Source organism: Petroclostridium sp. X23, assembly GCF_030013905.1.
In the GTDB taxonomy this organism is placed as follows: Bacteria; Bacillota; Clostridia; order SK-Y3; family SK-Y3; genus X23.
Genome location: NZ_CP124862.1, coordinates 108,398 through 124,423, shown reverse-complemented (window position 1 = coordinate 124,423; position 16,026 = coordinate 108,398). Strand labels below are relative to the sequence as shown.

Sequence of the window (16,026 nt, the reverse complement as noted above, 5' to 3'; positions counted from 1 at the left end):
ATTCATTCTTTTGCTTTTAATTCATTTATCTTATCTCTCAGTGCAGCCGCTCTTTCAAACTGAAGGTCCGCTGCAGCAAGTTTCATATCCTCAGTCAATCTTGCAATCATCTCCTGGATCTCATTGCCGTCAACCTGCCTCATCGATCTATCCACACCATATTTTTCACTTTCTTCAGCAACTTTAGTCGCTTCGATGACTTGTCTTACTCCCTTGACAATGGTCTTAGGGGTAATGCCATGCTGCTTGTTGAAATCCATTTGAATTTTTCTTCTACGATTTGTCTCACTGATTGCTTTTACCATTGAATCGGTATACTTATCGGCATACATAATAACTTTCCCTTTTACATTTCTGGCAGCTCTGCCAATGGTCTGAATCAGTGAAGTTTCGGAACGCAAGAATCCTTCTTTATCCGCGTCAAGAATCGCGACAAGGGATACCTCCGGCAAATCCAGCCCTTCTCTTAAAAGGTTGATCCCTACTAATACATCAAATACACCTAGACGCAGGTCACGAATGATTTCCATTCTTTCGATGGTTGCAATATCCGAATGCAAATATTTTACTTTTATATTCATTTCTTTAAGATAGTCAGTCAAGTCTTCTGCCATCTTTTTAGTAAGGGTGGTTACTAAGACCCTTTCTTTCTGTTCGATTCTTGCATGAATCTCACTTAACAAGTCATCGATCTGACCTTTAATCGGTTTTACAACCACTTCAGGGTCAATCAGCCCGGTCGGGCGGATAATTTGTTCCACAATATTGTGGGAATGCTGTCTCTCATAATTACTAGGGGTCGCACTAACAAATAGCGTCTGATTAAGCCTGCCTTCAAACTCTTCAAAATTCAATGGTCTGTTATCATAAGCCGACGGCAACCTAAAACCGTATTCCACAAGCGAATCTTTTCTGGAACGATCTCCCGCATACATTCCTCTTACCTGTGGAATGGTTACATGAGATTCATCAATAACCAGTAGAAAATCTTTAGGAAAATAGTCTATCAATGTAAACGGAGAGCTTCCCGGTTCTCTGCCGCTGATATGTCTTGAGTAGTTCTCTATGCCTTGACAGAAACCTACTTCTCTCATCATTTCTATATCGTAATTTGTTCTTTGTTCAAGCCTCTGCGCTTCCACCAGCTTGTCCTGCTTCTTTAGTTCCGTAAGCCGTCCTTCCAGCTCTATTTCAATGGCTTTAATCGCCCGTTCCATTTTATCATGGGTGGTAACATAGTGAGAAGCCGGGAAAATCGCGCAATGGTTTCTTATTCCTATGATTTCTCCCGTCAAAACATCTATTTCTGTAATCCGTTCTATTTCATCACCGAAGAACTCAATCCGCAGTGCCTTTTCACTGGAGTTGGCAGGAAATACTTCAACCACGTCTCCCCGAACCCTGAATTTACCGCGGACAAAGTTGATATCATTCCTTTCATACTGGATTTCCACCAACTTTTTAAGTACCTCATCCCGTTCCTTAGTCATGCCCGGCCGCAGCGATACAACAAGATTTTTATAATCAATCGGATCACCAAGACCGTAGATACAGGATACACTTGCTACGATGATGACATCTCTTTTTTCAAAGAGTGCTGCTGTCGCAGAATGTCGAAGCTTATCTATTTCATCATTGATAGAAGCATCTTTTTCAATATAGGTATCGGTCTGGGGAATATACGCTTCCGGTTGATAATAATCATAATAACTGACAAAATACTCAACCGCGTTATTAGGAAAAAATTCTTTAAACTCACTGCACAACTGGGCTGCCAGCGTCTTATTATGTGCCAGTACCAACGTTGGCTTTTGTACCTGCTGAATCACATTCGCAACAGTAAACGTCTTACCCGACCCAGTAACCCCCAGCAAAGTCTGTCCTTTATATCCCTTTATAATTCCCTCACTTAATTTTTCAATTGCCTTTGGTTGATCACCTTGAGGCTTATAGTCAGAAACTACTTCAAATCTATCCATATCGTCACCTCACATATCCAAAGTAATTATATCATATGTTAAAAAAAAAGCAAACATATGTTTTTATAAAATAAACAAAGCAAAAAAGTAAAAAAAATAAACATTATGCGCTTTTGCATAATGTCTTATATAAATTATTCTATTGATGCAAGTAATCAGTCATTTTTATTTCACTGGGATGGATTTTATTGACCATACAAAGATCGCATCCCGGACAGAAAATTACTTTTCCGTAAAACACATTTTTTATAGTTTCCATCAACTCTCTGTTTTTGATTTGTCCTGCCATATGAATGTGTATTTTATTTGGTGCCAACGTGATGAGTGAACTCACCAGTAAATCATCATAATTGATTTCACCATCAGCCACTTCATTTATAAAATCTTGTATACATTCGTTTGTTATTTCTTTTCTATTATTATCCATAAGTACATACTTATTATCATAACTAGCCAACACATGAACTACATCAAATTTTGGCTCCTGGATTTCAACAAAATATTTTAGGAGTCGGATAAATTCTTTGTATTCTTTTTCCATAAGATAATCATCAACCGCTTTATCCACTACATCTTCAAGCTCTTTTATATAGTCCTTTAACCGGAATGTTACAAATCCATCTAATATAATTTCATTTGAAGTCTCCAAATACTCCAATAATTTTTTTACTACAATATTCTTTCTTCTTAACATAAATAAATTACTGAATATATTTTTTTCTTCCATCCCCAGTACACTTTTCAAAGCCGTTTTCAGTATTTCTCTGCGTTCACATGTATTGAAATAACAGTAGTTTGAGCTGATTATCCTGCTAATAAACTTCTGTTCATATTTTTCTATGATGTATTGAGACAAAGTATTTGCAAGATGAACTTTTATATTATTCAGCATATCATCAGAGTGTATCTCTAGTTCTATGAAGTTAACATCATCTGTTTTCTTTTCCTTAAGTTCTATATTTATATTTTTTTCTTTCCAGTTATCTAGTTCATCTGTTATCATATCTTTTACATCATCTATATCATCAGTCATTCCTATATATAAACAGTCCATCGAATTCACATCCCTTCAAGTGTATTATATGACTAAGTAGAATGTTGTATGCAGTAATATGCCTTGCCTATTAAATCCAATAAATAACGATACCATTTTAACCATGTTTATATTTTATAGGTATAATAGACCCAATATCTATTAACTCTTCGTCACCTAAACTCAAAATCTCAACATTATATTTACTGCAAAAATCGACGATATCAGTGAAGTCAGGATGCTTATTCAAGCTTCCGGCTGCTGCTAATTGATTTCGGGCGATAAGTCCTGTAGCTCCGCCAACAAATCCATAATTAAGACCCGGAAGCAAAATATAGCCCGGTCGAATTAGCAGCACGTCAAGATTATAGGTATCGGCAGCATTTGCAATCCCTCGATCAGAAGTAATGATCGCATGCTCGTTAACAATACATACCGAGCATTTAGCATATCCCTGTTTTACATTAATCATTCGCACATTTTTCTGTTCCAGGTAATCTCTAACTACCGGGTCTGTGTATGTTATATTATGAAATGCCACATTATTTATTCTTGCTACATTATATGCAATACTCTCAGGGTAGTTACTTTTTATATAAGTTTTACCTCTGATTAATTTTATTTTCAACGGCATCAATAATGGCTTAAAAAGATCATATACATCCGGTGCTGCAACCACAATATCATCACCAATCGGATGTATAAGCATATCCGGATGACAGCGCACAGATGGATAAAGTGATGCCAATGCAGGTGTCAAAATAGTGTCTATACCTAATTCATGTAAAGATGATATGATGCTAGACGATACTCTTCCATCAACGATGACATGACTTACCCTTTTTTCAGGCAAAAACGGTGTCTTGAGAAACTGTTCCATAAAAACCCCCGGGGAATTCAATTAATAATTAATAATTATAAAACAAATCATTCAAAGCATAAATATCAAACCAAAATAAAGCTTCATCAAAGATAAGCGCAGTAATATTTCCCTCCCGATTCTTGCCTCTTTCTATGTGTAAAAATGGATCACTGAAAAAGTCCGATTTAGCACGCAGAAGGAGTGAAGCATGGGGACGGACCTACTGCTGCGCTTGCTTTTTAGGGAAGCTGTAGGCCCGTCCCCATGCTTTGCGACTGACCAATCAAGCACTTCTCCAGTGATTTCGACCAGTCTCCATGCTTCACTCCTTCTATGTGCTTAATCTGACTTTCCCACCTCCTATTATATTGTCCATTGTACATTGTCCATTGTCCATTTTTTATTCGTACCTCAGCGCTTCTATCGGTTCTAGGTTCGCGGCTTTCTTTGCCGGATACACCCCAAAAACCAATCCTATAAAAGCGGAAAAAAGCATCGTAGTAGAGATTGTATAGACTGAAATGTTAAAAGGCAATCCTGAAAAACGGCATATCATCCATGAAAGCGTTATTCCGGAAGCTACTCCCATGATCCCTCCGATCACAGTAAGATTAACAGCTTCAATCAAAAATTGAATAAGTATATTTCTTCTTGTAGCACCTAACGCTTTACGTATACCTATCTCTCTTGTTCTTTCTTTCACTGAAACAAGCATAATATTCATGATACCAATACCTCCTACAATAAGAGATACTGCAGCAATCGCACCTATAATAAAAGTAAGTATATTGGTTACATTATTTACTTGTTCTTTCTGTCTCATCATGTTTTCAGCATAATATTTATCCTCATTATTATGTATTCGCTCTAAAAATTTTACCACCTTTACTCCTATTTCATCAAGGTTTTCACTTTTATCAATCTTAATGGAAATATGATCCACATTGTCGCTATCATAAATATTTTGCAGTGTTGTAATAGGCAGATAAACAAATGTTGGAATTTGTTCTCCGAAGAGTTCTTCAAACATTTCATTGGAACTCTTCACAATGCCAATGACGGTCACATTGTATGTATTTTTTTTTGAAGTTAATTTCAGCGTGCGCCCCACCGCATTTTCCCTGTGAAATAGCTTGCTGGACAATACATTGTCAATCACAACTACTTTTCTCTGGGAACGTGTATCGGCTTCATTGACCAATCTGCCATGCAGTAACTGCAAAGAATAAATATTTCTAAATTCCTTATCTATGCCCCACAAATATGCTTCCCTGTATCTGTTGTTGTGCTTTACTACACCAAGGCCGTTAAATACAGGTGTTACGCTTCTTATCTGAGGAATACGTTTTCTTATCATATCAGCATCTGCGATTTTAAGCAAATCCTTGCTCTGTAAATCACCGGCTTTTGTCTTAATATTGACACCGCTAATCCCTAGTTTTTCTAATTCTCCCAGAATAGCAGCTTGTCCTCCTTTGCCAATGGAGACAATGATAATGACAGAAGATATTCCTATCACTATCCCTAGAATAGTCAGCAATGTTCTAAGTTTATTAGATACAGTACTGCTAAACGACATTCTAAAGTACTCTACTGCCTTCATTTTATCACCTTTTTCTAACAGCTGCTATACGAACTTTTGCACCATCTTCCATTTCTTTTGACGGATTCAGTATTACTTTTTCCCCTTCTTTTAACCCTGATACTACCTCAATCTCCAGCTCCAACTCTGCTCCTGTCACTATTTTTCTCTTATATGCCCTGTTATTTCTTATGACAAATACAATATCATTATTGTTCTCATCCTGGATAATGCTTTCGTAAGGCAATATGAGTGTATTATCTTTTGTATCAGTAATGATTTTTACTTGCGCAGAAAACCCCGGCTTCAACAAATGATCTTCATCTAAAATATCGATAATAATTTCGATGACTGTTGAGGTACTTTGTCCCGAAGATACCTCCTTCGCAACGGGTGATACTTTTTCTACTATTCCACTGTAGCTGCTGCCTTCAAAAGCTTCGCCGGTAATTTCTACTCTTTGTCCCTCTCTGATTCTAGAAACATAATACTCTTCAATATCAACTTGGATCTGCAAGTTATTCATATCAGAAACTGTGATTACCGGCTGTGTAGTACTTGCCACGGTGCCTTTATTCACATTTAACGCAGTCACGATGCCTGTAATAGGACTTATGACCTTATCAGGCTGCTGCTTTAGCTTCTTTTCCAATTCTTGCACTTTTAAGTCGGCAATCTCTACTTTTTTCTGATATACGGCAATAGCATCTTCACTTGAAAATACCGGCACCGCATTTTTATCACTATATAAGGCTTTTTTATCATCCTCCAGCCCAAAGCTTGAATAATTATCTTTCATGGTCTTTGCGAAATTAAGCTTTTCCATCTCCAAGTTTGCTTTCGCCTGTTCTAATTCCAACTCCAAGCTTTGCATGTCCAGTTCCATCAACGGATGATCTTTTTTTACCTTATCTCCTTCTTTTACATAAATATTTTGGACTTTCAACGGTATATCAACATATATTTCCGCCTTATTAACTTCCTCAATCTTTCCATTGCTTGAAATACTCGATATAATGCCTGTTTTTTCCAGCGGATATACATTTACGTCCTTCACTGCTTTGATATTTACATAATTAACCAATAATATGGTGATAACTATGAACATTGAAGCAAATAAAGTAAAAAAGATTTTTTTCAATACAACCACTCCCTCAAACCATATTATCTGTAAAAGCAAAAAAAATAATCTTAAAAAGCAATAAACTCTTTAAGATTATCTATAATTGAAACTTTATTCATAACGAAGCGCTTCGATCGGGTCCAGTTTAGCGGCTTTATATGCCGGATATACACCAAAAATAATACCGATGATGGTGGTGACCATAAATGCCAAACCTATATTGAAAATAGAGAACACCGGCGGCCATTTCGCAGCCTGACTAATCGCATATGCAATTCCGACTCCGGTAAGCATTCCCAGAACCCCTCCCATAAGAGAGATAATCACTGCCTCAATTAAAAACTGAATGAGTATATCCTCCCTGTTTGCTCCAAGAGATTTTCGGATACCAATCTCTCTGGTTCTTTCGGTAACCGATACAAGCATGATATTCATAATTCCGATCCCGCCCACAAATAATGAAATACCTGCTATTACAGCAATAATCAGTGTAAAAGTATTGGAAAACTGATTGAATTGATTGATTGCCTGGGTTAAATTCTCAACAATATATTTATCTGTGTTATGATGCCTTCTATGTAGAAGCGATACTATTTTTTTTCCCATTTCATCAATATTATTTCTATTGGCTACTTTGACACTTAAAGCATATAAATAATTGTTGTAGTACATTCTATTAACCGTTGTAATAGGCATGTACACAGTACTTCGGCTTCCTTCCATCAATGCGGACCCCAGTGTTGAATCCAATGCCTTTATAACACCGCAAATGGTTACGCTGGTATTACGGTTTCCGATCACAATATTAAACTGCTTTCCAACCACATCAACAGTATTAAAGAGCTTCTTAGCCAGTTTCTCATCAATGACAATGATTTCCCGGTTGCCTTTATAATCGCTTTCTGAAATAAATCTTCCTTTTACTATTTCAAGATTCTCAATTAGGATATGGTCAGGCGATACACCATTGATCATCAGTTCTTCTTTTTTTGAATCAAGCTTGGCCGTAGATGAGTAATTGATAATGGGTGAAACCCCTACAATTTCATCACCGAATTGCTTAATAGCATCTATATCATCATAAGTAATAAAATCTCTGGAAGTAATCTTGTCCTGCTCTCTCCAATTCAATTGAATAATAATACGGTTCGTTCCAAATTTCTCCAGACTTTTGTTAATCTCCACTTGTCCTCCCTGCATTACTGAAACCACCGCTACTACTGATGCAATACCGATAATAATCCCTAACATCGTAAGAATAGAGCGCATCTTATTCTGCCAAATACAACTTGTCGCTACTCTTATGCATTCCAAAAAGTTCAATATTCCTCTTCCTCTCTTTAAACTACATCATGCGGTCATGCAAATTGGATAATTGATGGATAACATCGGTTGCTTCAACCGGCTTCTCAACTGCTTCATCCTTCACCAGCAGTCCATCACGGAAAGCGATAATCCTTTTGGTGTGCATCGCTATATCCGGCTCATGAGTAACTAGAATAATGGTAGCTCCCTCTTTGTTTAGCTGTTGAAATATAGCCATGATTTCTTCACCCGATTGACTGTCAAGATTCCCGGTAGGTTCATCGGCAAGGATAATAGAGGGAGTATTCACCAACGCTCTTGCAATGGCCACCCGTTGTTTTTGCCCACCCGATAACTCATTTGGTTTATGATGCATCCTGCCGTCAAGTCCTACCTTACCAAGGGCGATTTCCGCTCTTTTCCTTCTCTCTTTTGCGGTAATACCACTGTACATCATCGGAAGTTCTACATTATGCAGCGCCGACATTCTAGGCAGTAAATTAAAAGACTGAAATACAAAACCGATTTTTGCATTTCTTATCTTTGCCAATGCCTTGTCATTAAGCGTTGAAACATCCACATCATCTAATATATATGACCCTAATGTGCATCGGTCCAGGCATCCCAAGATATTCATCAATGTAGATTTTCCTGACCCTGAAGGTCCCATCACCGCTACAAATTCATTATTCTCTATAATAAGGTCAATACCTTTCAACGCCTGCACCTCAATACTTCCATTCTTATACGTCTTTGTAAGATTAATTGTTTTTATCATTTCAAACACCTTTTTTGTTGCCAGATTGATTGATCTCTTTTACAGCGGTGCCATCGCTGATTTTATCTGTCGGATTAACAATCAGCTTATCTCCTTCTTTGATACCCTCTTCAACTTGCACAAACAGATCGGCTTCTACACCGGTTTTTATCTCTATCTTTTTGGCAATACCTTCGTCAATTACATATACAAATTTTTTACCGTCTTCACCATTCTGTATCGCCTCATAAGGAATGACGATTGCCTCTTTCTCTTGCCGGGTGATAATTTTGGCATCTATGGAAAATCCGGTCTTAATATCATCACTTGGATTTAATATTTCTAAAATCACTTCCACCGCCGTCTCCTCCGCATTTCCTAACCGTACTTTTGCAGCCGTAGACGCAATGCTTCTCACCTTTGCCTTGTGCTCTTTGGTATTATCCAGTCCGTTTCCTGTAATCTCCGCTTCTTGTCCAACCTTTACTTTACCGATATCATATTCGCTAACATTTACTTTGATAATAAGACTGCCGGTATCTGCAATGGTAAATATCGCCATACCTGCTTCCATAAATTGGCCGTTAATGGTATCCAGCTTTGTGACTACACCGTCAATAGGACTGATAATCTTTCCATTTTGCCTATCCAGCTGCTCTTCCAGCCGTTCCAACCTTATATCCGCAAGCCTTACGTTATTTTTCTGAATCGCAATCTCATTTTGCAATTCTAATTGGGCTTTCTGGTTATCTTTTTTAATATTTTCCAATCTGTTTTTGGCACGCTGTAAATTAAGTGATGCATTATCCATTTTTATTTTCACTTCATTTAACTCAACCTGAGAAATGGCTTTCTGCTCATACAGCACTTGATTTCTTGCATAATCGTTTTCTGATTTTTCAAATGCAATTTGCGCTTCTTTTACATCCAATTCCACCTGGCGGGGATCCTGGAGCGTATCTTTTCCCTGTAATTTTTGCAGGTTAAGCCTTTCCATCTCCAGATTGATTCGTGCCTGCTCCACCTGGTTTTGCAGATCTTTAAGATCAACATCCGCCAGTAGATCTCCTTTTTTGACCCTATCTCCGACACGCACGTGTATTTTTTCAACTCTAAGGTCTCCTTCCGCATAAATAATAGAGCTTTCCTGCTCCTCTACCACGCCGGAAGTAGATACCTGAGAAATAATATCCTGTTTTGATGCTTCCACCGTATTCACCGGAAGTCCATTTGTACTTTTGTTTGCACCTGCCATATTTAATGCAATAATTGCGGCAATGACGATAACAATCGCAAGTCCTATCAATATTTTTTTCTTCAATGTGTATTCCTCCAATTATCCAATCATTTTTTGCAGCATTGGAATAGTAAAAAGAGCATAGTATGCTGCTGCTGCAGCTTTACCAATCAACCATGGAACAAATACCATGAGGGCTGCTTGATATTTCTTTATATTTTCTACAATGGAAATACCTACGACTGCAAATATTAATCCTATGAACGTAAAAATATTAATATTAGTGGTAAACCAAAACATAAATCCTGAATGATCTAGAAAGGGAAAGAATAAAGATAGATTTGTATTCATTTTTGCCGGATCTTTTGTAACAATAAGCAATATACATGAAATAAGCGTCCCTAATAGCGTAAACACATAGGTATTTGCAAAAATTGAAAGATCATGCTTATATTTTCCTTCCCCGACAAATATCATAGAAAACAATCTGCATATTACCGCCATTATAAGCCATCCGATAATTGCTAATACAATGGCTCCTCCCATTGTTAGCGCAATGGTTAGTGCATTAGGGATTTGCGCTTGATTTTGCATCATGGGATGGTCCGCAGAAATCCCCATCAGTTCATAAGTATATGCTTTTATCTCATCTTGGTAGGGTAGTGTAAAATATGTAGATATACATACTGCTATAATCATTATAACCGTTGGGAAAATAAAGTTCGGCTTTTCTTTGATCGCTTGAAATGCCTTAACCGGTTCAAAAAGTACCCCAAAATATTTCTTAAAGCTGTTGTAATCTTTTACCCCAGCTATATCGGTAGATTGTTGTACCTCTGTGTTCATTTGCTCATCCATTTTAACCCCTCCATAAATTGTTAAATATCTATCGTTCTATTATACTTACGTAAAAAAAAGTAATTTGTTTAAATTATTTCATACACATTTTTAAATTTCTTACATATGATAGTAATGAAATAAACAGTTGCTGTTATTTCTCTCGCTATCAACGGACAGTAGCTTCTGTTTACTGTTTGTTGTTGAGATACGCCGTGAAAAGGAAACCTTTTCACGGCATTTTATCATTTTGATATTTATGATTTTAATAAACAAGTATGAATTATCTCAATAGGGTAAAAATATAGATGGAGGTGATATTATGACGAATATAAATTGTACATCTAACTGCATATATCAAAAAGATGGTAAGTGTCACTTAGATAATGTCACCACAGTATCCGATTGTTTAAACGACTCATGTGTTTACTTTGTTGATAAAGATGAAAAAACAAATCAATAAATGCGATAATATAAAAAATAACAGCATTCGATAAGATCTGCTGTTATTTTTTATTGTTGCAAATCATAAAATTATGATAATATATTATATATTTCATATTTGGAGTTGATTAAATGCTTACACAAGAAATAAAGGAAATGGCTTCCGATATCAGGGACAAGCTCATTGAAACACGCCGCGCTTTACATATGCAGCCTGAATTGGCTTTTGAAGAGATCAAAACATCGCGGTTGATTGCTGAATATCTTAAACAAATAAATATTGAAACTACCGAGGGCGTCGCAAAAACCGGCGTTGTGGGGCTGATACGCGGCAGTAAGCCGGGCAAAACACTTGCAATACGTGCTGATATGGACGCACTGCCAATCACAGAAGAAAACTGCTGTGATTATAAATCTACCATTGATGGCAAAATGCACGCATGCGGGCATGATGCACATATCACCTGCCTGTTGGGTGCAGCTGAGATTCTAAACAATCTTAAAGACCGGCTGAGCGGCAATATCAAGCTGATATTCCAACCCGCTGAAGAAGGTGTGGGAGGCGCACTGCCTATGATTGAGGAAGGCGTGATGGAGAATCCGAAAGTAGATGCCTGTATAGCGGCTCATGTCTGGCCGGAAGTTCCCGCAGGAAAAATCGCGGTAAAGCATGGCGCCATCATGGCTTCTCCCGATGATTTTGAAATTATTATCAAAGGCAAAGGCGGCCACGGTGCCATGCCTCATGCTGTTATAGACCCTATCGTCATTGGATGCCAGGTAGTGAATGCACTGCAGACCATCGCCAGCAGAAAAGTAAATCCCCTCAAACCGGTGGTAATTTCCGTCTGCTCTTTTCACTCGGGAACATGCACCAATGTTATTCCGGATACCGCCGTCATTAAAGGGACCGCACGAACATTGGACAGAGATTTAAGAAACAGCATCGCAGGATTAATAGAAGAAATCATTGCAGGCATCGTACATTCCATGGGTGGTGAATATGAGTTTAATTTTAAATATTTATATCCTCCCACCATTAATGATACCACCATTACCGATTTGCTCGTCCATTCAACATCAAAAGTGATCGGCCAGGAAAATGTTCTTTGGGCGGAGGATCCTTCCATGGGCGGAGAAGATTTCGCCTTTTTCGCCGAAAAAGCGCCTTCTACCTTCTTCCGCTTAGGGTGCGGCAATGTAGCTAAAGGACTGGTATATCCTATCCATAATGCCCGATTCGATGTGGATGAAGATTGTATTACTGTAGGTGCTTCAGTATTCGCGCAATTTGCAGTGGATTATCTAAGTGAGGAAATGTAACACGGGGACGGTTCTCCTGTCACCCAAAATCATTGTGATATGAAAACCGTCCCCATGTCACATTTTTTCTTCTACGCCTGACTGTAATGTACTTAGTGTTATTTATATAGATAGAATATATGGCAAAAACAGCATAAAACAATGTTTACTTTCTTTCTTTTTATGCTATAATATAAGTAGAGGTAATCGGTACCGCATGGTGCGGTTGCCACGTTGTAGATCAATTATTAATTAATCACACTGCGGCCAGGCAGGGTGATTATTTTTTTATCCTAAAATTTAGGACTGCTATGATCAACATAGAAAACAAAATCATTAAAGACAATGCTTCATATGTACTCACGGCATCACCCCCTTCCACTTGGGAATGAGGTGGCAACCACACCCTGCTTTTCCGATTACCTCTATGCATATAATATCATAATGCCCTATCATCTTCAACAAAAAGACACTGACATAAAACGAATAATTATGAAATTTTTTCAAAAATAACAACTGGGGACATCCCCTCTATTTTTTGTGGTATGTCCCCAGTTGTTATTTTTTTATGCATCCAATAATTCTTTTAATATTTTGTTTATCACCTGTGGATTCGCTTTGCCTCTGCTTGCTTTCATGGTCTGTCCTACAAGGAATCCTATCGCTTTTTCCTTACCGGCTTTATAATCGGCAACAGACTGAGGGTTGTCATCCAGTACTTTTTGAACCATTTCAACCAACGCGGATTCATCACTGATCTGTACCAAACCTTTTTCCTTTACAATCACCTCAGGATCTTTCGCCTCATCAAACATTGCGTCTAAAACTTTCTTGGCTGCCGACCCGCTGATGGTTCCCTTTTCTATTAACGCAATCAATTTGGACATATGCTGTGCAGGGAAAGGAATTTCTTCCGGCTCGATATTCCGGTCTTTCAACATGCGCATCAGGTCACCCATCAACCAGTTGCTAACCGTTTTGGGATTTGCACCATGGTCCACACATTCTTCAAAAAACTGTGCCAACGTCCTCGATGAAGTAATAATCTCAGCATCATACTGCGGAAGCCCGTACTGCTCTACATAACGCACCCTCTTGGCATTGGGGAGCTCAGGAATCGTCTTTCTGACTTCTTCTATCCATTCATCGCTGATAACGATGGGAACAAGGTCAGGATCAGGGAAATATCTGTAATCATGCGCCTCTTCCTTACTTCTCATCGCATAGCTCACTGCTTTCGCATCATCCCATCGACGGGTTTCCTGTTCAACTACTCCTCCCGATTCAACTAATTCAATCTGTCTTTTGGTTTCGAATTCCATCGCTCTCACAGCAGCTCTAAAGGAATTAACGTTTTTCATTTCGGTTCTGGTACCGAATTCCTTCTGACCGAACGGACGAACCGAAAGATTGATGTCGCAACGCAATGAACCTTCCTGCATCTTACAATCGGATACATCGATATATTGGAGTATGGACTTTAAGGTTTCGAGTAAAGCTCTGGCTTCTTCCGGGTTTCTCATATCGGGCTCGGTAACAATCTCAATCAGCGGCACGCCACACCGGTTGTAATCCACCAGTGATCCGGTTCCCCATTCATCATGTATTAGTTTACCCGCATCCTCTTCAATATGAATTCTGGTAATTCCGATCCTTTTTTTCTCACCATTTACCTCGATATCCACATAGCCGTTTTTACATACCGGCAAATCGTATTGGGAAATCTGATATGCTTTTGGAAGATCGGGATAAAAATAGTTCTTTCTATCCTGTTTTCCATATTGGGTAATCTCGCAATTTGTAGCCAATCCGGCTTTTATCGCATAATCAACCACCTTTTTATTTAACATGGGAAGCACCCCGGGCATACCGGTACAAATAGGGCAGCAGTGGGTGTTTACTTCTCCGCCAAATTCGGTAGTACAGTCACAAAAAATCTTTGTTTTAGTCGAAAGCTCTGCATGGACTTCAAGTCCAATGACGGTTTCATATGTCAATTTAATCACCTCTCGATATTAGTGAATAGTGAATAGCGAATAGTGAATAGTTAAAAACCTTGAGAAGGATATAGCAAAACTATTCACACATCACGCTCCACTGATATTACAAATTCGGTCTTATTTTATGGAATTCCGTATTTTGTTCAAATGTATACGCAGTTCTTAATAATGTTGATTCGTCAAAAGCTTTTCCGATGAGCTGCATGCCTATTGGCAATCCCAGACTGTCAACACCGCAAGGAACCACCATTCCAGGCAATCCTGCTATATTCACCGATACCGTGCATATATCTGCAAGATACATTTCCAGCGGATCTTCGGATTTCTCTCCGATTTTAAATGCTGTGGTAGGTGTCGTCGGTGTAATAATTACATCATATTTATTAAAAGCTTCATCAAAAGCCTTCATAATTAAGGTTCTAACCTGCTGCGCCTTTTTATAATACGCATCATAATACCCGGAACTGAGGGCATAGGTTCCCAGCATAATTCTTCTCTTTACTTCTTTACCAAAACCTTCACTTCTGGTCTGCTTGTATAAATCCAGCAAATCGGTAAATTTCTCTGCTCTATATCCATATTTTATCCCATCATATCTCGCCAGATTGGAACTTGCTTCCGCAGAAGAAATCAAGTAATAAGCCGGCAGTGCATATTCTGAAATGGGCAGTGAAAACTCTTCATACTGCGCGCCCATTGCTTTTAGCACTTCTAACGATTTCATGACCGAATCTTTTACTTCACTGCTGATCCCATCACCCAAATACTCTTTCGGAATCCCTATTTTCAATCCTTTTACATCATTTACTAACGCTTTTGTGTAATCAGGATATTGAATATTCACCGAAGTCGCGTCCATAGGATCGTGTCCGGTAATCGCATTCAATACCAATGCACAGTCGGTCACATCTTTTGTTAAAGGTCCTATCTGATCCAATGAGGATGCAAACGCCACCAATCCGAATCGGGATACCGAACCATATGTAGGTTTCATCCCCACTATACCGCAAAAAGCCGCAGGCTGGCGGATAGAACCTCCGGTATCCGAGCCTAATGTAAAGATTGCTTCATCGGCAGCGACTGCAGCTGCAGAACCACCGCTGGAACCTCCGGGCACCCTTTCGAGGTCATACGGATTTTTTGTCTGTTTCATATGGGAGTTTTCTGTCGAAGAACCCATCGCAAATTCATCCATATTTACTTTTCCTAATAATACGGTACCTGCTTTATTCAACTTTTTGGAGACCGTAGCATCATAGGGCGGATTAAAGTTGTTTAATATCTTTGAAGCACAGCTTGTCAACACACCTTCGGTACACATATTATCCTTTAATGCCATAGGAATACCGGCCAAATCTCCCAGTTGTTCACCTGAAGCCATTTTTTTATCTATTTCTGCTGCATTTTCCAGTGCTTTTTCCGCAGTAACCGTGATATAACTTTGTACGCTTTCATCTACCGCACTGATTCTATCCAATACAGCCTGTGTTAACTCCACTGAACTTAGTTCTTTTTTCTTTAGCAAATCTCTTGCCGCATGGGCTGTCAATTTATACAGTTCCACT

12 protein-coding genes are annotated in these 16,026 nt (G+C 38.5%); 1 reads left to right on the top strand and 11 read right to left on the bottom strand.

The window, feature by feature from the left end; all coding sequences use genetic code 11:
* Positions 1 to 2 precede the first annotated feature (2 nt).
* The 9 genes from uvrB to QKW49_RS00535 form a co-directional block, all read right to left on the bottom strand.
* On the bottom strand, positions 3 to 1,979 hold the full coding sequence (uvrB, locus tag QKW49_RS00575) for an excinuclease ABC subunit UvrB (protein WP_282865653.1): 1,977 nt from the start codon (positions 1,977 to 1,979) through the stop codon (positions 3 to 5).
* Positions 1,980 to 2,118: 139 nt separating this feature from the next.
* Positions 2,119 to 3,033, bottom strand: coding sequence for a putative sporulation protein YtxC (ytxC, locus tag QKW49_RS00570; RefSeq protein ID WP_282865652.1), 915 nt, complete (start codon positions 3,031 to 3,033; stop codon positions 2,119 to 2,121).
* A gap of 97 nt (positions 3,034 to 3,130) precedes the next feature.
* Positions 3,131 to 3,892 carry a DUF6873 family GME fold protein gene (locus QKW49_RS00565; protein WP_282865651.1) on the bottom strand — a complete coding sequence of 254 codons (762 nt, stop codon included), beginning with the start codon at positions 3,890 to 3,892 and terminating at the stop codon, positions 3,131 to 3,133.
* Positions 3,893 to 4,274: 382 nt separating this feature from the next.
* Entirely contained in the window at positions 4,275 to 5,477 is a 1,203-nt protein-coding gene (locus QKW49_RS00560; RefSeq protein ID WP_282865650.1) for an ABC transporter permease, read from the bottom strand.
* 4 nt (positions 5,478 to 5,481) lie between these two features.
* Complete coding sequence (locus tag QKW49_RS00555) at positions 5,482 to 6,597, bottom strand: efflux RND transporter periplasmic adaptor subunit (protein ID WP_282865649.1); 1,116 nt, start codon at positions 6,595 to 6,597, stop codon at positions 5,482 to 5,484.
* A gap of 93 nt (positions 6,598 to 6,690) precedes the next feature.
* Positions 6,691 to 7,902, bottom strand: a complete 1,212-nt coding sequence (locus tag QKW49_RS00550; RefSeq protein ID WP_282865648.1) for an ABC transporter permease — start codon at positions 7,900 to 7,902, stop codon at positions 6,691 to 6,693.
* Positions 7,903 to 7,924: 22 nt separating this feature from the next.
* Positions 7,925 to 8,662 (bottom strand): ABC transporter ATP-binding protein, encoded by a 738-nt coding sequence (locus QKW49_RS00545; RefSeq protein WP_282865647.1) that lies wholly within the window; start codon positions 8,660 to 8,662, stop codon positions 7,925 to 7,927.
* Position 8,663: 1 nt separating this feature from the next.
* The gene (locus tag QKW49_RS00540) at positions 8,664 to 9,962 is read right to left on the bottom strand and encodes an efflux RND transporter periplasmic adaptor subunit (RefSeq protein ID WP_282865646.1); all 1,299 of its coding nucleotides are present in this window, start codon (positions 9,960 to 9,962) and stop codon (positions 8,664 to 8,666) included.
* A gap of 15 nt (positions 9,963 to 9,977) precedes the next feature.
* Entirely contained in the window at positions 9,978 to 10,736 is a 759-nt protein-coding gene (locus QKW49_RS00535) for a YIP1 family protein (RefSeq protein WP_282865645.1), read from the bottom strand.
* 555 nt (positions 10,737 to 11,291) lie between these two features.
* Between QKW49_RS00535 and QKW49_RS00530 the strand changes: the two genes are divergently transcribed.
* Positions 11,292 to 12,482 carry an amidohydrolase gene (locus QKW49_RS00530; RefSeq protein WP_282865644.1) on the top strand — a complete coding sequence of 397 codons (1,191 nt, stop codon included), beginning with the start codon at positions 11,292 to 11,294 and terminating at the stop codon, positions 12,480 to 12,482.
* Positions 12,483 to 13,027: 545 nt separating this feature from the next.
* Here the strand turns inward: QKW49_RS00530 and gatB are convergent.
* Both gatB and gatA read right to left on the bottom strand, forming a co-directional pair.
* The gene (gatB, locus tag QKW49_RS00525; RefSeq protein ID WP_282865643.1) at positions 13,028 to 14,458 is read right to left on the bottom strand and encodes an Asp-tRNA(Asn)/Glu-tRNA(Gln) amidotransferase subunit GatB; all 1,431 of its coding nucleotides are present in this window, start codon (positions 14,456 to 14,458) and stop codon (positions 13,028 to 13,030) included.
* A 106-nt stretch (positions 14,459 to 14,564) separates the two neighbouring features.
* A complete protein-coding gene (gene gatA / locus QKW49_RS00520) occupies positions 14,565 to 16,025 on the bottom strand; it encodes an Asp-tRNA(Asn)/Glu-tRNA(Gln) amidotransferase subunit GatA (protein ID WP_282865642.1) in 1,461 nt (486 codons plus the stop codon).
* Position 16,026: the final 1 nt, after the last annotated feature.